An 18952-nucleotide genomic window follows, 5' to 3' on the forward strand; every position below is an offset into this window, starting at 1 on the left:
ATATTTCCTTATCTTCAATCCTCTCGGTTTTAACCAGAGGTAATTATCAATTATCAATTAATGAACAAGAGTCTTATATTTAACTAGCTTTTAGCAATTAAAAATTTACTTGAAAATAACTGCTAAAAACTAAGTATACCAAGTTCTTCATGCTTTAATATTTACAGTTATAAGGGTTTATTGGGTTAAGATTTACGCAGTAGACGCTATATATAGGTCTCAAAAATCTTGTGTAATATAGCAATTCCCAAAAACCGTGAGGTACAGTTTTATATCCCCCTTTGAAAGGGGGATTATCAATTGTTCTTATTTATCAAAAGACATAATTATTAACTATTCTAGGAGGTTTTCCTTTGAAGTTTAAACTAATTAAAAGTTATTGGGAAATAATTGTACTTTTTCTTTATTTAATTGTACCTCTAGCTCTAGCTTGGCAAATTCTATTAATTGATAGGTCTACCCTTGAATTTGCATTATTTTTCATTTCTCTAATGATTACTCCGATTTTTTGTTTAATTATCGGTATTTATTGGTTCATAGAAGTTGTGAGAATATTCATATATTTTCTCAAAAAAAATAAACTGAAATATTCTCCGTTAAAAACTTTAATTAAAGCCATAGGAGTACCATTATTAATTGTTTTATTTATTTTATTAGCATTTTTTTCAGATACAATTAGATTAAAATTATCTGAATCTGCTTTAATGAATTGTGTAAATAATCCTAATTTATGCCAAGAAGAGACCAAAATAGGATGGTTTTATGTTGAGTTTATTAGGCAGTACGAAGGATGTACTTTCTTTACAACTTTTACCTGGATTTTTGATGAAGTTGGTATTGCTTATGTGCCTCTTGGTGAAGAAAATTGTTTATATCGCGATAACCCGTCAGATGTAATAGTAGAAATATATGGTAATTGTTGGAGATATCATTATTATAATTGATATAGTAATCCTCAAAATGATTTACCCTATCAACTTGGTTACTCCCGTGTAAGTCCCGATTATTATAGTATATTACTACAATATGAAGGCATATATAAGGAAACAATAATGAATAATCTAGACTAAAAAAAGGTAGACGCCTTTTCTACTAGAAAATCAAGGTTCTATTGTTATAGATATAGATATTTAGGATTTGCTGAATTTTTTTTTTGAAATAGGGATATAGATACACTTTGAAGTCTAAAATAATCAAAGGTTATTGGGAAATAATTGTACTTTTTCTTTGTTTAATTGTATTTATAGCTCCATTTTGGCAAATTATATTAATTTTTAGGTCTTTCCTTGAATTGTCAGTATATTTAATTGCTCTGATAATTGCTCTGATTTTTTGTTTAATTATCGGCATTTATTGGGTCATAGAAATTGTGAGAATGTTAATATATTCTCTCAAAAAAAATAAGCTGAAATATTCTCCGGTAAAAACTTTAATTAAAGCCATAGGAGTACCATTATTAATTTTTTCCTACATTTTATTAGCAGCTTATACTAATATAATTAGATTAAATTTATCTGAATCTGCCTTAATGGATTGTGTAAATAATCCTAATTTATGCCAAGAAGATACCAGAATTGGATGGTTTTATGTTGAGTACATTCACCAACGCGAAGGATGTACTTTCTTTGAAACTGGTACCTTTATGTTTGATGGATTTGGTATTGCTTATGTGCCTCCTGGTAAAGAAAAATGTTTATCTCTACGCAATAACGACGAGTTAGATAGAGTATTCAACATATATGGTAATTGGTGGGATTATTATTATCCTGATTTATAAACTTATAGCTGATTTCTGAAGTAAATATTAAGGTACTAAATCAATTATCGGACACAAATTATCCATTCTTTCTCCCTACTCCCTCTTTTCTGGATATGTCTAATGATTTCATATCGCTCTAGATGTTGGTATGGTGGGGGATTTAATACAAAATCGGTTTCTATTGTCAAAATTATTGTAGCCTACTAATAGAAATAAAGACATAAAATAAGGAAAAAATTATGAATAATCTAGACCAAACAAAGGTAGACACCTTTTCTGCAAAAATGCTCAATATCCTAAATGGCTCGATGCTAAGTCTGATGATAGGCATTGGATATAAAACTGGGTTGTTTGAAGTTATGGCGAACTTGCCCCCTTCTACTAGCGAACAAATAGCTATGGTAGCTAAATTAAAAGAAAGATATGTCCGTGAATGGCTGGCAGCTATGGTTGCTGGAGAGATCGTTGACTACGATCCAACAACCAATAACTATAGTTTGTCGGCTGAATATGCGTCTGTACTCACAAGGGTTGCCGGACCAAATAACATGGCACGCTTGACACTGGTTATTCCATTTCTAGCATCAGTCCAAAGAGCTATTGTTGATAGTTTTCACAAAGGTGGTGGCGTTTCCTATTCTGCCTACCCAGATTTTATGAACTTGTGGTCTGAAATTAATGCTGAGAGATTTGATGCTACTATAACCCAAAAAGTTCTACCTCTTATACCTGATGTGGTTGAAAATATGCGTCAAGGTGTTGATGTTCTTGATATTGGTTGTGGGGATGGTTATGTACTTAACCTCATGGCTAAAGGCTTTCCCAACAGTAGGTTTACAGGCTATGATTTTTTAGAAGATGGAATTGATGCTGCTAGAGCGAAAGCAAAATCTCTTGGCCTAACCAATGTTAACTTAGAAACCAAAGATATTACAACCTTCAGTGAACCAAATAAGTACGCACTAATTACAGCTTTTGATGCTATCCACGACATGGCACAACCAGCTAAAGTCTTGAAATCAATTGCTGATTCACTCAAACCTGACGGAACTTTCTTGATGGTTGACTTGGGAGCATCAAGTAATCTGCACGAAAACCTCGATCACCCTTTAGGACCGTGGTTATACACAACATCTTGTATGCATTGTATGACTGTTTCATTAGGGCAAAATGGGGCAGGACTTGGTGCAATGTGGGGAGAACAAAAAGCAGTAAAAATGTTAAATGAGGCAGGGTTTATAAATGTGGATGTTAAACAAATTTCAGAAGATATTTTCAACAATTATTATATTGCTAAATTAGGGAATAGGGAATAGGGAACAGGGAAAAATAAAAAAATGTATCTTAGATATGACAGAAGTAGAGCAAATAAGTAAGGTATATCCGATTACGAGTAATTGCCAATTATTATATGAACGAGGAAAACATGCAGTTTTAGGTATTAGTCCATTTAATAGCTTTTTTTCTGAAAAAAATATAGCTATTTTATCAAAGTGGGCAATGAATAATTTTAAGAGCTTTAATCTTTTTATCCCAGACGAACCATATGTATATACACTAATGGCTTTAGGATATGATGAAGTTAAAGCTACAAAAAAAGCTAAAAAGCAAGCTAATTATTTAAGAACTAAATGTCTAAAAGTATTAATAGGATTAGAGCTGTCAAGAAATGAAGCTGAAGAAGTCATCTTAAATTTCCGATATTTGAACAAAAATATAAATTATCTTTCAGCACTAAAATTTTATGAAGACAAATATGCTAATGATAGTGAATTTAGAATAAACTGTCTCGAAACTTCTAAACAAGTAGTGGAAACTCAAACATATATTAGTGATTATCGGTTAGAGATTGCTGTTAAGTATCTATTAGCAGAATTACCTTTGTTTTTTAACAGTGCCAGTGTTTTAGAAAAAAAAGAAGCAGTTTTTTGTTACCGGAATTGCTCCTTGTTTATTCAAACTGTTTTTGAAAGAAAGGATTGTATTGTACCGAATAATCAAGGTTACATTATTGTAGATATTTAGGGTTTGCTGAAAAAGTCTTTTGAGGGAGTAGGGAGTAGGGAGTAGAGATAAGCAAAAATTGTAAACTGAAGGTTTGAAAATCACTAGATGCCATTTTTTTACTATCCTTTATAAGGAAGAAGAAAAAAAAACATGGCTAAACATTTAAAAAAAGGGGGGGGGGAACGATAGATATAACTATCTAAAATGAATTGGAAAAGCTATTTTTCAGCATATCCGATCGACATCTTTCAAAGTAATATAAAAAATGGTATTAAAGCTATTTATTCTGACTCCTGACTCCTATAGCTTTGAGAAATTGGTTTAGAAGTCAAAACCAACTGTAAACGAGCATGAATTAAACTTAACTCCGCTAAACCTAAATCAAGACTGCCATCCAAAACCACCCCAGTATTCAAAATTCGGTCTAATAATTCCAAAACAGAAGGACTTTCAGACTTTTCTCCTGGATAATACTCTCCTGACTTAGGCAACAAAGTACCAATTTCACCCAGGTCTAAATTCAAATCTTCGGGGTCAATATCAAACACTTCGCACAGTTTAATCACCTGTTCCTCCAACTGCCGGAGACTCTCAGCAGCACGGTCTAATTCTTCATCACTCAGCATTTCAGCATCCATTCGCCGAATTACCTGAGCTTCCATTAATTGTCGTACCAACTCAATCACTGTTAACAATAATGGAGCTAACCCTGCTTCAGAGTTTTGAGATTTGCCAATAGGAATTATCGAAGGTTCTTCTGGAGATAGTTCTGAGGACATAAGAAGTAGGGGAGTAATTTCAGTTATCAGTTATCAGTTATCAGTTATCAGTACCTCTAGCTGTTTGCGCAGCATGACCTAGGAAAGCAAAAGGCTTGAAATCTGAAATATTACCTTTTTTATCCCCTTAAAAGAGGAGACTATTAACCTAAATTTTTCGGTAATTTTTTTCCCTTGCTAACCAATAAAATGAGTCTCATTTCAGTTATCAGTTATCAGTTATCAGTTATCAGTACCTCAATGGAATAGGGAGGCAAGAAAATAGTGAATTTTCTTTTTTTTTAATCCCCTTGGAAGAGGAGACTATTGACCTGATTTTCTGGTCAGGAATTACTTCTAAATTCTGAATTCTAAATTCTAAATTCTAAATTGCACTATCCTACCAACGTTGTAAAGCTTGCCATCGAACAAACTGCCATTGTTGAAGTTCTCTGTGAGACATAACTTCAGTTCTAGCAATACGCATTCTAGCTCTTTCGACTGCTCGATTATTCCGGCCATGGAGACCGCGACAAGATAAACAACCACGAATAGCTTTACTACTGAGAATATCTTTGCTAGTTTTGATTTTTATTGCTGTATCTATTGCCATGTTTTACCGTTATTGTGACCATTATTGTGACCGTTATTTGAAGAGTGACCATTAGTATGATATAAAGATTGCTCGCCTCTCAGTGCTTCTATCTCCGACTCTAGGGAAGCAACTCGGTCAAGAAGTTTTTGATTTGCCTGCATTAGAGAATTACTTTGACTGCTGAGATAGGGGTCGCTTTCCCACCAGTTAATTCCAATTTCTCTCGCTTTATCCACAGAAGAAATCAACAGGCGGATTTTTATACTGAGAAGTTCTGTGGAACCAACGGAAACAGAAATATCTCCTGCAATAACTATTCCCTTATCCAGAACTCTTTCCAGGATATCTGCTAAAGTAGAACCCTGGGTTGCTGTTGCTAATCTATTGTTAGTATTGGTATTCATAAATTTACCCAAAACTTCTCTTATTAATATATTAAAGGAATTCGCTAATCAAGACTTCTTTGTACGGCGACTACTCTGCCTCACAGTTTTTTGTTTCACTTCAGTAGGAAATAATTCTTGTAGAACTTCCTGAAGTCTCTCCATAGCTTCTCCCCTGGGTAAACTAACTCGCGATATTAAGATATCAGCACAAATATCTTGAAAATGAGGATCTTGACCATTCACTGGAACATTATGGTCGTGACAAACCTTAGCAATAATTAGACAGGAACGCAAACCACCTAATTTTTCTTCTCCTATTCTTGTGCGAAAAGTACGCACTAGGTTAACTATAGTTTCAGCGTTTTTGGGATCTATACCTGTTTGCCGGATAACTATTTCTTGCTCAGTTAGAGCATCAGGTTCTCCCATATTAATTGTAACCACTCGGTCTAATAAAGCATCTTGAGTAGAATGAACTCCGTGATACTCTTCAGAGTTGGAAGTTAAAATTACTCTAAATCTGGGATTAACTTGAATATATTCTGAGCGGTCTTGGTTAGGTGGCAAAACTAACATTTTCTCTTCTAAAACGGAGAGTAAAATATTGTTTACCTCTGGACGGGAGCGATTAAATTCGTCATAAACTAGAGTAAAACCTTCTTTACAAGCTAACGTTAATCTAGAGTCAATCCAATGATGTTTCAGTTCATCCTCAACTTTTAATACAGTATGGATATAATTATCCACAACTTTTTTACGAGTATATCCAGATTGATTACCTATTAAATCTGAGGTTTTAAATTCATCATCTCCAAACATTAAAACAATGGGTTGGCGACGTAGATGAGCAAGGTGTAATGCAAGAGTGGTTTTGCCTACTCCAGCGGGACCCCGTAAATGAACTGAATAGCCAGATTTTAAATAACGCAAAGCACGTTGAGCTACACGTTCGACACCGGGGGTGCTGACAAATTGTTGGGGTGAGACATTAAGTACAGTAGTCATTATCAGTTATCAGTTATAAGAGGGAATAGGGAATAGTTATCAGATGTAGGTTGGGTTGAGGGTTAGCGCAGCTTATCCGGAGGATAAACCCAACAAAATGTTAGTGGTGTTGGATTTCATTCTTCAACCCAACCTACGTCTTCTAACAAAACACCTATAGTACGAACAATCAAGGATGAGAAACAACAAATAATTATCAATTATCCATTATTATTAATAGCCTAAAGTAATTGTTTTGAATTTAGATTTAGGTGGTTCGGGTGTCCTAGTTTGAGATTTCTCTAGTTTCTTACTTGTTAATTTATTCATACTAGGTTTAGTCGATTTAATTGGTTGCTGAGATTGACTTTTTAGCTCTTTATTTGTTTGTTCATCCAGAACAGCAAGACGTTCTTTTATTTGATTACATCGCCTTTCTAAATTTTGTAGTTCTTTTTGTAAACGTTCTTTTTCTACAACATTTTTATATACGGTTAAATATGTAGTTGCTTCCGAACGTTGGCGCGGCATACTGCTAAGTTTTGGTGGAATTTTTCCACGTTTGGCTGAACGGTGCATAGTTATTAATTGATAATGGATAATTGATAATTGATAATTGATAATTACCTCTGGTTAAAATCAAAGGGGAGGCTTTAAACCAAAATTATTTAATAATTAATAATTCGGTAAATTAGTTAGGATCTAGAATTAGACTAGGATTTTTTTCAACTGTTCCCTATTCCCTATTCCCTATTCCCTAAAATAAATAATTAGCTGCTCCTTTAATTTGTTCCATAGGTTCAATTGAACGAGGGAAAATTGGCATACAAACAACTTTTGCTCCCGAAAATTTATCGTTAGGAACAACGCTATTAGAGGTAAAACAATTTAAAACTACATAATTTTGTGCTATCTCCTTTTCTACAAGAGATTGATGAAGACGTTCTGCTTCGGCAATAACTCCGGTCTGGGGACGCATGACTCCAATAAATTCTGTTTTTTGTGAATCTTTGAGAATTTTTTGTGCATTAACCACCCGTTTTCTTAAAGTTCTTAAACGCCCCATAAATTCTGTTCGACCAATAATATCTTGATATTTTATCCATAGTTTAAAAATCCAACTTAACCAATCTTGCATGGCACTAGGCATTTCTAAAAAACGTAATAAATGACCAGTCGGAGCAGTATCTAAAATAATTAAATCTTCTTGGTTTTCCTCCAACAATTCAATTACTGTTAATAAGGATAATATTTCATCAATACCAGGTAAAGCTTGCTCGACAATTTGACGCCATCCTTTGGGAGCAAATGCCATTTCAAAAGATGCTGAATTATCGGCTTTTTCCCCACTCATCATTTCTGCTAATTCCCACAAATAATCTTCTCGAAATTTGTCAAGAACTCGATCTGATTCTACTTCTTGTCCTTTGAGGTTAGGATTAATTATAGATGGTTCATGGCTTAGAGTTAGACCAAAAGCATCTCCTAAAGAATGGGCAGGATCGATAGAAACTGTTCTAATTTGACTTTCGGGATGACGTTGTGCCATTTCCCAAGCAATGGCAGCAGCTATGGTAGTTTTCCCTACACCTCCTTTTCCCCCAATAATTAATAAACGCTTACCCTCTTCTATAAAGTCAGTAAAACCAGGAGGAATTTTTTCCGGCCATTTAATATCTACTGTCTCAGAAGTTGAGAGTGGTAGACTTTCTGCTGGAGAAATTTGGTTGATTAGATTTTCTAAGGCAGTTATACCTAAAGGTTCAGATTTTTGTTGGGGTATCAAATATACTGGTTTTTCTCCTGCCAGTTCCATAAACTGACTAACTAACTTTCCTTGTTCCAGGTAGCGATCGCCACTACTATCCTTATCTATAACAATTTGATTCACAAAAATCGCACTGTAAGAAATTTTCAGATTTTCCAAAGAATCTAAAAATCTCCTGGTCTCCTGAAAACTCATTGGTTCGGGTAGTGCCATAACTAAACAAGCGGTATTAGGAGACTCTTGTAATAAATGACGACCTGCTGCTAATTCGTCCTTAAGATTTTTTAATGTTTCATCCGCCTCATCTGGTGTATAATTACCTGCAAAACTTTCTTTAATGTAGCGATATTTTTGTTGAAAAAGTTCTAGGGAGTTGAGTAGGGTATCCAAAAAATCCATTAGTCGGAATAAGTTAAGAGTATGACCGCTGGGAGCCATATCAACTACTACTCGATTGACTACTTTTTCGTTACAGAGGCGTTGTATTTCCAGTAAACCCATTAATTCGTCTAATCCTGGCCAATCTAAATCCCAGACTGGAGTGAGGTCTTCCCCTTCGACAAAACTACCTCGTTCTACCAGTAGTTCTAGAATATCGCCATAACGTTGTTTAAATTCTTCGAGCAGGAGATTAGCATCTAAAGCTCTGACGGAAAGATTGGGTAAACTTTGTAAGGGTATTGGTGTATCTGTAACTTGTATTTGTAGGACATCTCCTAAAGAGTGAGCAGGATCGGTGGAGATTAAGAGGATTTTTTCATTAGGGAATTTTTTCGCCCATTGGCAAGCAAAAGCACAAGAGGTTGTGGTTTTTCCCACGCCTCCTTTGCCACTAAACATTGCTAAGTTTAGGTTATCAAAAAGTTCCATTAGTTGTTTTCTGGATAAAAAGGAACAGGCAATTCAGATTTTTTTTTATTTCAATTAAAAAGTGTATCTTTTGAGTTTTCTATAGCCTTTATTCTAGAATATTTTTAAATTTTATTAGAGTAAATATTTTTTTTCTTTATTATCTCTGGTTGAATAGTTATAATTACAGCTCGTAGTAGGGCTTCAGTCCGAAGATAGATATATAAGCTAGAGCAACACTACAAACAAAAACTTTGTGAAAATTATGGAAATAATTTCAGATTACTTTCCTCAACTTCTCTCACAATAGAATACAAAAAATCTGGGTCTAAATCTGCGCCATTTCCCCAATAAATTGTTCCCCATTCAGGATTAAGTTTGACGGTTTTAAAATAATTTATATCTTGTAATCTGGCAAAAATTCCCGTAAATTCTATTAGCTGACTAATATCTATATTTCCCTCTTTTTCATTTTCAAATTTAAGATAAAGTAGATAGTTGTCTTGATGATTAACTTCGATAATGTCTTTGAACATAATTTACTTTATTTGTCATTGCGAGGAGGGATGGCAAAAGTTGTTGAAGTGGTCTCTCAAGTATCCTCCCGAAGCAATCTCACTAACCAAAATTTAAACTAAGAGATTGCTTCGGCTAATTTAATTTTTTTCTTAATAGCTTAACTCATTTATGACCGCCTCGCAATGACAATACCAATGATAATGTCTCTATTTAGATTATTTTTACCAAAGAACAAACAGACAAAATTTCATCTTGTTTTAAAGGTTCAACAGCAGACATAGGCAAAATAATTACATTAATAGATTCTCCTACGGCATTAAATACTTCCAATACATAATCATTTTATCCTCCTTCTGGGTGAGTTACTGTATCAATTAACATAGCAATATCACCTTTTTTTAGGTTATATTCTGGGAAGTCTTGGGTTAGAGAAAATGGTACTAGGGAACGAATTAACCCCTTAAGACTCTAAGATATCGACCTCTGAGTAGGGAAAGTTTACATGATGTCTTTTAGGGCTAAGGATTCCCCAAAAAGCAAACCTGTAGTAATGTGCAGGATGCGCTGACGTGGGGAGGTAACAAGGTTGGCGGGAAATAGAAACTGAACAAGGCAAAATTTAGCGCCCAAGGTGTGAAGTGGAAGCCGTGCCCACTATAAACAAGAAGTCGATGGCCTACGGGTCAAAATGCACCTGCGTATAAATGTCAAACCCTAGAACCCTTGAAATAAAGGTGGGCAGAAGGGAGTATGCGTACCTAACCTGGAAATCCTTGTTATTAGGAGCCGTGTGAGCTGGAAACTCTCACGCACGGCGCGTGGAGTAGAGGTGAGGGATAGCGATATCCCCATCGACTACCTCAGTGAAACCCAGCACATATTTTATTTCTACAGATATAGATTTTTGTTGAGTTACGCTGCCGCTTAACCCAACCTACTAGCGTGTCAAGCTGAAAATGGTGTATTAGCCTCAGAGGTAAGAAGTTATCACCACAGACCATCAGGCGATCGCTATAGTCATTTAAAATAAGGATGAAACACTTTTTTGGCTGAAAGCCTTTCAAGGAAAGAAACACTCTTCCCAGTCTTATTCAGAATGACTATAAAAGTTGATAGTCACAAACAGGCGAGCGCCAAAAATTGATAGTTAGAAACAGGCGACCGCTAAAAGTTGATAGTCACAAACAAGTGTTTAGAGTTTTGAGTCTGCCACAGTTTCAAAAACCGGAGAAAGATGCTTCAATTTATAGCAGTTTTCATTAACATAGAGTACAGAGATTTTACTTAAAGCCAGAAAGCAGAAGTTTTTTATACTATCCCTTAATTTAATAATTCTGAATTCTGAATTCGTGCATTCTAAATTAATAACAATAAATTTTGTAGTCTACCTTTGTGAAAACCTCTATAATTCGTGCATCTTGGGTGGTGAAATGCCAAATTACTTTACTAGCTGTGCGATTTCGTTCTTGTTGCCAAGCCTTCAATTCCGATGCCAGTTGTGCCACAGAGGGAATACGCCGAGCCAGACATTGCTGCGATAAAACACTTAGTTCAATCTCAGCCACATTCAGCCCACTGCCACTACGAGGTGTATGATAAATTAATTTCCAATCTTCGAGCAAGACGGTGTGCCTCTGGCGCAGGAAAAGCCTTGTAAAGTGAAGCAATGTTATGAGTATTAAGATTATCACAGAGTAATTTCACTTTTTCAACTTGAGGATAGTCTATAGCAATGAGCATTCAGGTATTTACAAGGCCCAGCTCAAAGTGCATTCTAGAAAAGGTGTACAAAAAATAATGTGTAAAGATACCAGCGCACATTGCTATACCTCTAATAATTGTCGAATTTATTCAGCCCAATCAATACTGGTACGACTGTCCCGATGAGTGACTCGTCGCCAACCACCAATGGGGTCAAAAAACATAAACAAAGCTTGAGTTCCTTGGCGAGTGTAGTGATAATCTTCCTTGGCATCTTGACCTGGTTTCATTTCAATTGGTTCGTAAAGATGTCCAGTTAATTGGATCGCTGCTTCATCCATACAAATCAGAGGCTGGCTTTGAGTATGTTGGCTACTATAAAGGTCAAGGACTACTTCCATCTCTGCCATGAACCGTGCTAAATCTCTCTGTGGAATACAAAAACGTTGTTTTTTCCAAGGTCGTAGTCGGTTTTTTTTAGACAACTGCGTACTGTTTCATAAGAAATTTCCGTAACTATTCCTCGTATTTTTAATTCTTCAGTTAATAGCCTTAAACTCCAATGGGCTCTACCTAATGGTGGACTAGAACAACATATTGCAATCAGTTGAGCTTCTTATTCTCCATTCAGTTTCGGTGGATTTGGTGGACTTAGGGGAGTTCTACGATTCAAACTCAGTTCGATTCCCTCCTCTAAAAATCTTTTCCTAATTCTGCACACTGTGTTGATATGTACGTTTAATGCAGAACTGATTTCCCTATCTGTCCATTTTTTGTTGGCAAGAGTTCCTTCATCGCACATTAATAGAACTTGTGCATGAAGTATTTTTTTTGTTGGTCTATGACCATTACGACTAATTTCTTCCAGTTTATTTCTCTGGGCTGAAGTAAGGATTACCTGATCTCGACGACCTCTTCCCATAACCTCCAGTATTTTTGAACTATTATACACCATTTTCAGCTTGATGCGCCAGAGCACCTGTTTGTGACTATCAACTTTTAGCGCTCGCCTGATGGTCTGTGATGATAACTTCTTGCCTCTGAGGCTAAACACCATTTTCAGCTTGACACGCCAGTAGGGTGTGTTACTGCTAGCTTAACGCACCAAGGATCTATATATGAGTACCTTTGCGTAAGGTCCTGTCTCTAATTTTAAATAGATCCAAATGGGTTCTATATATTATCGTATCGGGCTAAAGCCCTACTACAAGCTTTAATTATAACTATTCAACCCGAAATGATATTAGGAGTCAGGAAGGGAAAGAATTTACAACAGTTTTTATTTAATCGGAGAGAATATCTACAGTTTGTTTGACATTCATAAGCACATCGATAAAGACTTTTTCAGCACAACCTAAATTAGCGATCGCCTCGAAAAACAAAGGGATAGCTCAACTGTGACAAAGCAGAAATTATGAAAATATAGACTGGCAAACCAAAGCTGGACTCAGATTTGATATGACTCCATAGTAAAATTAATTCTGATTAACAGAAAAATTTTGCTGAATGGCTTGATAACAATCAGAAACAGATGCTCTTTCTGTCATTGCCTTCACTAACGCTTCATAAGCAGACCGATGATTTTCTAGCAAATTACGAGCTTGCAAAGATGCCCAACTTTGTTTGAGTTTAGACTCCCCAGGACGTTTTAATTGTGTCAAAATTGCTGCAATCTTAGCCCGATCTTCTCCTCCACCCTCAGCATTACCATAAATTAAATCTTCTCCAGCAATACCTGCCATCCAAACAGTACAATATCGATCTACAAGTTGATCGGAAATTATGCCTCTTTGTAACTGAGCAGCTAAATTTTGGTCATCAAACCTAACTCCTCCCTGAGCTGACTGACCTTGCCGAAATGCTTCCCAGGCACTTAGAGCATACCCACTAATAGGAATTTCCAATAAATAAGCTACCAAAAAATGTCCAGCTTCGTGATAAATAATCCGATCGCGTCTTTCTGAAGATGTTCCTTCCACTAAATCTACAATAATCATACTTCCCTGGCCTTGCCATCCCAGAGTATCTATAGTTGCTAATACCAACACAGAAAAAGTAGCGATCGCTGGTATGAGTGGAGATATATTAAATATCGGTCCAAGTAAACTAGACATGGTAAGAACAAAAATACCAATGGCAATAATATTAAGTGAAGTTTGTCTCATAATTAAATATAATTATTTTTTTAATGTAATTTGTTGATAGCAATTTTTGGGTATTTCTAGATGGGGATGAATGACAGCTAGTAAGGGAGCAAAATGCTCACACTGCCCTTACCCTTGTCAATTTAATGAGTTTATATACCAATTTTATAAAATATTGCTAGAGTCACGACACAGAAAATAGGGAAAAGAAAAAGAAAAACATAATAAATAAAGACAAAAAAATGTTTGATTTTTATAATTTATGAAATTTATAATTTTTTATTGTCGGAATAAATCACAAATATAAGATGTAAATGCCTCTGTAGTTTCTCCCCACACTCCTCTACTCCACTACTCCCCTACTCCGCTGCTCCCTTGCTCTTCCTCAAGTGACCTCGCCTGCTCAAAAGTGTTTGAACTATGACTATCACCTACAAATCGCCAATGCCAGGGTTCATAACTAATACCTTGAGGATTATCTCTCGGAAAAGATAACTCAAAACCATAATTACCAGCATTTTCTTGTAACCATTGGAAAGCTCTAGTATTTTCAAAACTAACTTTGAGTTGACTTCCTGGCGATCTAGCGTCGCCAATATCAATAGCATAACCTGTATGATGCTCGCTGTAACCGGGAGGGGCACTCACTTCAGCCCTTTGAGATGTCACCTGTCCCCGCTCTGCCTTCACCTCAAAAAATAAATACTCTTGATCTGCCAAAGTTCTAAAACCCGAGATAGGAACTAAATTAATATTTGCAGACCAAGCTGCATCTGCCATGGCATTAAATTTTTCTGCAGCATTTGAACGGAGTCTAACATTTTGGTTACCAAACACTGGTGTCAATTCTTGCCAAGATGCTTCTTGGTAGGGCAAATGTCCGAGTATATTTTCTTTCTGCTGAATAGAAGGAGTGGGAGATGGCGAGGGTAAAGATATTTCTATGGGAGTTGGAGATGGTTCGACTACTTTTGTCCCAATATTTTGTTTCATTTGGGCGATAGAAGAATTGTCTGGAGTTTGGTTAAATTGTAAGTGCAAACCAATACTAATTATTAGAGCGATCGCCCCGATCGCCAATAATTGCCAAACCTGCCATTTTTTTTGAGGCTGAAAAGGTTGCTGTTTTGCACCTTCGTATTCATCTCTTACAGCTTCAGGAATATCATCTACAGGCAATTTTTCCTCGTCTGGTGTTTTTTTAAATAGACCCAGCTTATTCAAAATTTTCACCTAAAACTCCTCCAAAGAAAGTCAAAAGTCAAAAGTAAGAATTTAAAAAATTCAAAAAAAAGGATTTCAGGAAGAAAATTATTTAACAGCATACAGAGTCAGGTCTGTTTTGATAGGAAGTAGCAAATGCGATAACTGTGTGGTCGAATTTGATATTACGAGTTGCCTCAGAGTCTCCTTGACGGGACACCGTTATCGGAGACCTACAATAATCAGTAAAACATAAAATTATCTGTCTGTTTTCTTTTCCTACTTGGACTTAGTAGCCTCAGCCGTTCTTATAAACCTACAACTATCTGTAAAAATCTATGATTTTCCTTTGTAGTCTGTTCTATTCCTGCTTCAACCTGGCAACGTCAGAGTTATCCAGTCCACAGGCTGTCAAAGTTGTTTGCTTTGGAAGGCTGATGCTAAACGCGGAATGGGGAGCGGAGAGCTAACTGACCACCAAAGCTAAATTCATACTACTTTCTAATCCATCACTTTCTGGAGTAAGGTTTATCTTGCCAATATTATTGGTCGGCAAATATTTAATGGCCAGTTGCTGATTCTGTCCTTTCTACCTCATTTAGTCCATGATTATTGTCTATAACTTTTCTCGGTCTACCTGGTTTACGCTTGTGGCGTTGACTAATAGATTTATCACTAGCCACAGCTAATTCTTCTGGAGTACATTTTAAAATATCCAGAATTTCCAGATACTTTTGGGGAGTCATTGTTGGTTCTGTACGCCCCGTCTCCCAGTTACGAACACTAGTTTCGCTGATGCCTAGTCGCTCTGCTACTTCAGCACGGGTAAGCCCCGCACGTTCTCTCAGGGCTTCCATGTCCATACTTTTAATATTTCCTCCACCAATCATCTATAATATAGCTTTTTTTGAAAACTGATTCAATAATTAAATTAAACAACCTTATTGTAAACTCCTTAAAATAGAATTGTCTAGGTTTTTTTAAAAAAAGACTCAATTATTGTCGCTTCGCTCCTAACCTTTTGAGTATTAGGAAATTAGATTATTATCTGTTTTGAAATGAAACGCCTCAAAATGCTGATTAGACCATTTTAGCTCTACCAGTTCAGTCGGTTATGATGAATAGGGTTTAGTAGTGATAGTGGTAGGAGCAATGAACAAAGTATTTTTTACCATGACTTTATATAGCACCTCATAAAATTTACTTAATGTGCTTATATCTTATTTTGATGTTGTGGAAAATTGCAAGACAAAAAACAATTTTTTATGACATCTTCATCAAATCTTCATCAAACTTCTATCAAATCCTCATCAAATCTTCATCAAAGCCTTCGAGAGACCAATTATATTATAATATTCTTGAGTTAGGGACTTGCAAAAAATATAAAGATACAACCAAACCCAGTAATTCGGGGGGGATTTTCTCAAGATCCAACAGATTAGTAATCAAAGGGTATCTCAGGTGCTCATCTGGGTTTTCTTGATGTTTAATGAGTATATTCAATAACTCGGAGTAATATTTTAGGATAGAAAAATTTACTCCCCAAATTTACCTAAAATAACCAGAAGGCCAGCACTATAATCTTTGATTTAGTGCCTGGATGAATGGTGAGTATATAATTATGATTTCCTAGGTCATGCTCCGCAAACTATGTCATAATTATATACAAATATTAATAGTTTATCCAGTATAAATTTTGGGTAAATTAACTGATAATAATAAATGTAGTCAAGGAATTAATTATACTTTGCTAGTAATTGAGGCCAAATTAAAAGGCAGTCAAAATCAGTACAAAATTTTAGATGAAATGATATTAACAGGTCAATTCATCAGAAACAGTTGTTTGCGTTATTGGATGGACAATAAAGATGTCAAACGCAATGACTTACAAAAACTTTGTTCACAACTAGCAAAGGATAGTAATTTTCCTTGGGTAAAAAAGCTAAACTCTCAAGCCAGACAAGCATCAGCCGATAGAGCATGGCAGTCAATACAACGATTCTATAAAAATTGTAGATTGAATAAACCCGGCAAAAAAGGTTATCCAAAATTCAAAAAATTCACTCGTTCAGTAGAGTACAAAACAACAGGTTATAAACTATCTCCAGACAGAAAGAAAATTGAGTTTAAAGATGGTTTTAAAGCTGGTGTCTTTGAACTATGGACTAGCCGTGATTTAGTCTGGTATTCAGAACAGCAAATAAGCCGTGTAAGACTTGTTAAACGTGCTGATGATTATTATTGTCAATTTCTAGTAAATGTAGAGAGAAAAGAAACTCATAATTTTGAAGCAAATGTGGTAGGAATAGACTTAGGTTTAAATGCTTTCTATACTGATAGTAATGGTAAAGCTGTAGATAATCCTAAATATTTGAGGAAGTCGGAAAAACGACTAAAAAAGCTACAACGAAGAGTATCACGTCGCCATGAAAAGGGTAAGAAACCTCAGTCAAATAACTACCACAAAGCCAGAAAGCAATTAGCGCGGGCAAATCTCAAAATTAGTAGACAGCGTAAAGACCATGCAATAAAGACTGCACGGGCGTTAATCCAATCTAACGATTTGGTAGTTTATGAAGATTTAAAGATTGCTAACCTAGTTCAGAATCATCATTTAGCTAAGTCCATATCTGATGCAAGCTGGTATCAGTTCACCGAATGGGTAGAATATTATGCTAAGTTGCATGGAATTGCTTGCATAGCAGTACCTCCACATTTCACAAGCCAAAATTGTTCAAATTGTGGTCAAACTGTGAATAAATCTTTGTCAGTAAGAACTCACAAATGTCCGCATTGTGGCTATATTGCTGATAGAGACCACAATGCAGCAAGGAATATTTTGGCTAAAGGCTTAGAGATGTTAGGAGCAATAATTAACAGTACCGAGGGGCACTCGGAAGCTGGGGGAAACCCAAAAGCTACGGGAGAGTCTGACCTCTGGTTTGGTGATAGCAATATTGCCAATCTAAGTCATCTCTGTGAGCGTAGAATCATCAATGATGAGAATCCCGCATCATAATCTTTGATTTGATGCCGGGAGTATGTCAATACCCTCTCCAATTCCTATTTTTTTGTCTGATCCTGAAAAATAACCTATAACCTTCAGATGATGTTGAGATTTCTGGTTAATTCGGGTTAAGTTTATCTCTGAATCTTAAAGATAAATGTTTTCCATAGCATAAATCTCAATAAAAGTCAATTGTTTGCTTTAATCAACAGCAACAGATCATACTCATAGCATTTCACAGAACTCATTTCAGTTATCAGTTATTAGTTAACAGTACTTCCTGAAATAGGAAGGCTTGAAATACTGAATTTTCTTTTTTATCCCCTTTAAAGGGTAGAGTTAAGACCTGGTTTTCTGGTTAAAAGTAATGGATTGAGATTGTACAAGCTGAAAACTATTACTGACACTAATTGAAAACGATTATTTGAAAGAATATGTATGAAATTTTTATAATATTTTCAAGTTAAATAGTATAACTTGATAGCTTATTTTGAGTATGAATCAGCTTTAGTTTTCATCAGTTGAAAAATATTGTAAAATCCATTAGCACGAGAAGGAGTTAAGCTTACTGTTAAGCCTGTTTCTTGAATAAAATCTGGAGTTACTTGGGAAATTTCTTGAGGTGTTAATCCATTCAAGCCCTCAATTAATAAAGCAACTAAACCCTTAACTAACTGAGCATCAGAATCTCCTTGATAACAAACTTTTCCATCATCTAAGTTGGCACTAATATATACCTGAGATTGACAACCATAAACTTTATTTTCTGGTATCTTTTCAGCTTCGGGAAAATCAGGTAACTTTTTGGCATACCAAAGTAGTTGTTCATAGCGCAATTTATTAGAAGATGCCCGTTGAAATTTTTTAACAATACGTTCTAATGAGGATGGTAAAGACATAGAGGGAATTTATAATTTAGAATTTAGAATTTAGAATTGGGAGTAGGGAGTAGGGAGTAGGGAGTAGGGAGTAGGGAAAAAAATTTACTCCGGCAATTGTACCACATAAAAAGGACTTATGCAGAAACCAGGTTTATTGAGGAAATTTGGTAAAAAACAAAAATCAATAAACTCGGTTTCCTGTTTTGAATTCAAAATTCAAAATTCTTGCGTTCAAAATTTTTGACTCATTCCTTAATTTAATTAAGGATTCAAGCCTCTGCCTAAAGTCAGAGGTTATAATCAGCGAATTGATAATGAGCGAATTTTGAATTTATTTGACTCCTGACTCCTGACTCCTGACTCCTGACTCCTGACTCCTGACTCCTGACTC

16 protein-coding genes and 2 pseudogenes are annotated in these 18952 nt (G+C 35.6%); 5 read left to right on the forward strand and 13 right to left on the reverse strand.

Annotated elements, in window-relative coordinates; translation table 11 throughout:
- The first annotated feature begins 353 nt into the window (after positions 1-353).
- From ACP6PL_RS05335 to ACP6PL_RS05350, 4 genes are all read left to right on the forward strand, one after another.
- Positions 354-944: a hypothetical protein gene (locus tag ACP6PL_RS05335; RefSeq protein WP_426543311.1), complete on the forward strand. Its 591-nt coding sequence runs from the start codon at positions 354-356 to the stop codon at positions 942-944.
- Between the two features lie 431 nt (positions 945-1375).
- Positions 1376-1777 carry a hypothetical protein gene (locus tag ACP6PL_RS05340; RefSeq protein ID WP_426543313.1) on the forward strand — a complete coding sequence of 134 codons (402 nt, stop codon included), beginning with the start codon at positions 1376-1378 and terminating at the stop codon, positions 1775-1777.
- 221 nt (positions 1778-1998) lie between these two features.
- The gene (locus ACP6PL_RS05345; RefSeq protein WP_426543315.1) at positions 1999-3075 is read left to right on the forward strand and encodes a class I SAM-dependent methyltransferase; all 1077 of its coding nucleotides are present in this window, start codon (positions 1999-2001) and stop codon (positions 3073-3075) included.
- Between the two features lie 34 nt (positions 3076-3109).
- Positions 3110-3784, forward strand: coding sequence for a tRNA-dependent cyclodipeptide synthase (locus ACP6PL_RS05350; protein ID WP_426543317.1), 675 nt, complete (start codon positions 3110-3112; stop codon positions 3782-3784).
- A gap of 263 nt (positions 3785-4047) precedes the next feature.
- Here the strand turns inward: ACP6PL_RS05350 and ACP6PL_RS05355 are convergent, their stop codons facing one another.
- From ACP6PL_RS05355 to ACP6PL_RS05410, 12 genes and pseudogenes are all read right to left on the reverse strand, one after another.
- Positions 4048-4545 (reverse strand): gas vesicle protein K, encoded by a 498-nt coding sequence (locus tag ACP6PL_RS05355; protein ID WP_426543319.1) that lies wholly within the window; start codon positions 4543-4545, stop codon positions 4048-4050.
- Between the two features lie 379 nt (positions 4546-4924).
- A complete protein-coding gene (locus ACP6PL_RS05360; protein WP_426543321.1) occupies positions 4925-5137 on the reverse strand; it encodes a hypothetical protein in 213 nt (70 codons plus the stop codon).
- Positions 5128-5523, reverse strand: coding sequence for a gas vesicle protein (locus tag ACP6PL_RS05365; protein WP_426543323.1), 396 nt, complete (start codon positions 5521-5523; stop codon positions 5128-5130). The genes ACP6PL_RS05360 and ACP6PL_RS05365 overlap by 10 nt, the downstream gene beginning before the upstream one ends.
- Before the next feature lie 48 nt (positions 5524-5571).
- Entirely contained in the window at positions 5572-6510 is a 939-nt protein-coding gene (gene gvpN, locus ACP6PL_RS05370; RefSeq protein WP_426543325.1) for a gas vesicle protein GvpN, read from the reverse strand.
- A 213-nt stretch (positions 6511-6723) separates the two neighbouring features.
- A complete protein-coding gene (locus ACP6PL_RS05375) occupies positions 6724-7068 on the reverse strand; it encodes a hypothetical protein (protein WP_426543327.1) in 345 nt (114 codons plus the stop codon).
- 178 nt (positions 7069-7246) lie between these two features.
- Positions 7247-9127: an ArsA family ATPase gene (locus ACP6PL_RS05380; protein WP_426543329.1), complete on the reverse strand. Its 1881-nt coding sequence runs from the start codon at positions 9125-9127 to the stop codon at positions 7247-7249.
- A gap of 242 nt (positions 9128-9369) precedes the next feature.
- A complete protein-coding gene (locus ACP6PL_RS05385) occupies positions 9370-9642 on the reverse strand; it encodes a DUF2442 domain-containing protein (RefSeq protein WP_426543331.1) in 273 nt (90 codons plus the stop codon).
- A 1389-nt stretch (positions 9643-11031) separates the two neighbouring features.
- A pseudogene (locus ACP6PL_RS05390) lies at positions 11032-11356 on the reverse strand (IS630-like element ISMae25 family transposase); the annotation flags it as partial.
- Between the two features lie 119 nt (positions 11357-11475).
- Positions 11476-12248 (reverse strand): annotated as a pseudogene (locus ACP6PL_RS05395) (IS630 family transposase); the annotation flags it as partial.
- 553 nt (positions 12249-12801) lie between these two features.
- Positions 12802-13491: an ATP-dependent Zn protease gene (locus ACP6PL_RS05400; RefSeq protein WP_426543333.1), complete on the reverse strand. Its 690-nt coding sequence runs from the start codon at positions 13489-13491 to the stop codon at positions 12802-12804.
- A gap of 330 nt (positions 13492-13821) precedes the next feature.
- Positions 13822-14703, reverse strand: a complete 882-nt coding sequence (locus tag ACP6PL_RS05405) for a M15 family metallopeptidase (RefSeq protein ID WP_426543335.1) — start codon at positions 14701-14703, stop codon at positions 13822-13824.
- A gap of 530 nt (positions 14704-15233) precedes the next feature.
- Entirely contained in the window at positions 15234-15536 is a 303-nt protein-coding gene (locus tag ACP6PL_RS05410; protein ID WP_426543337.1) for a helix-turn-helix domain-containing protein, read from the reverse strand.
- Positions 15537-16420: 884 nt separating this feature from the next.
- Here ACP6PL_RS05410 and ACP6PL_RS05415 point away from each other — a divergent pair.
- Positions 16421-17692, forward strand: coding sequence for an RNA-guided endonuclease InsQ/TnpB family protein (locus ACP6PL_RS05415; protein ID WP_426543341.1), 1272 nt, complete (start codon positions 16421-16423; stop codon positions 17690-17692).
- A 473-nt stretch (positions 17693-18165) separates the two neighbouring features.
- Here ACP6PL_RS05415 and ACP6PL_RS05420 read toward each other — a convergent pair whose 3' ends face one another.
- A complete protein-coding gene (locus tag ACP6PL_RS05420) occupies positions 18166-18579 on the reverse strand; it encodes a SufE family protein (RefSeq protein WP_426543339.1) in 414 nt (137 codons plus the stop codon).
- Between the last annotated feature and the right edge of the window lie 373 nt (positions 18580-18952).

The sequence above is a fragment of the Dapis purpurea BLCC-M126 genome (assembly GCF_050015975.1).
In the GTDB taxonomy this organism is placed as follows: Bacteria; Cyanobacteriota; Cyanobacteriia; order Cyanobacteriales; family Microcoleaceae; genus Trichodesmium.

Bases quoted from the DNA above. Each gene is read 5' to 3' on its own strand.
- ACP6PL_RS05360 (WP_426543321.1), bottom strand. From the start codon at position 5,137: ATGGCAATAGATACAGCAATAAAAATCAAAACTAGCAAAGATATTCTC.
- ACP6PL_RS05380 (WP_426543329.1), bottom strand. From the start codon at position 9,127: ATGGAACTTTTTGATAACCTAAACTTAGCAATGTTTAGTGGCAAAGGA.
- gvpN (WP_426543325.1), bottom strand. From the start codon at position 6,510: ATGACTACTGTACTTAATGTCTCACCCCAACAATTTGTCAGCACCCCC.
- ACP6PL_RS05355 (WP_426543319.1), bottom strand. From the start codon at position 4,545: ATGTCCTCAGAACTATCTCCAGAAGAACCTTCGATAATTCCTATTGGC.
- ACP6PL_RS05385 (WP_426543331.1), bottom strand. From the start codon at position 9,642: ATGTTCAAAGACATTATCGAAGTTAATCATCAAGACAACTATCTACTT.
- ACP6PL_RS05340 (WP_426543313.1), top strand. From the start codon at position 1,376: ATGTTAATATATTCTCTCAAAAAAAATAAGCTGAAATATTCTCCGGTA.
- ACP6PL_RS05345 (WP_426543315.1), top strand. From the start codon at position 1,999: ATGAATAATCTAGACCAAACAAAGGTAGACACCTTTTCTGCAAAAATG.
- ACP6PL_RS05350 (WP_426543317.1), top strand. From the start codon at position 3,110: ATGACAGAAGTAGAGCAAATAAGTAAGGTATATCCGATTACGAGTAAT.
- ACP6PL_RS05375 (WP_426543327.1), bottom strand. From the start codon at position 7,068: ATGCACCGTTCAGCCAAACGTGGAAAAATTCCACCAAAACTTAGCAGT.
- ACP6PL_RS05420 (WP_426543339.1), bottom strand. From the start codon at position 18,579: ATGTCTTTACCATCCTCATTAGAACGTATTGTTAAAAAATTTCAACGG.
- ACP6PL_RS05400 (WP_426543333.1), bottom strand. From the start codon at position 13,491: ATGAGACAAACTTCACTTAATATTATTGCCATTGGTATTTTTGTTCTT.
- ACP6PL_RS05365 (WP_426543323.1), bottom strand. From the start codon at position 5,523: ATGAATACCAATACTAACAATAGATTAGCAACAGCAACCCAGGGTTCT.
- ACP6PL_RS05410 (WP_426543337.1), bottom strand. From the start codon at position 15,536: ATGGACATGGAAGCCCTGAGAGAACGTGCGGGGCTTACCCGTGCTGAA.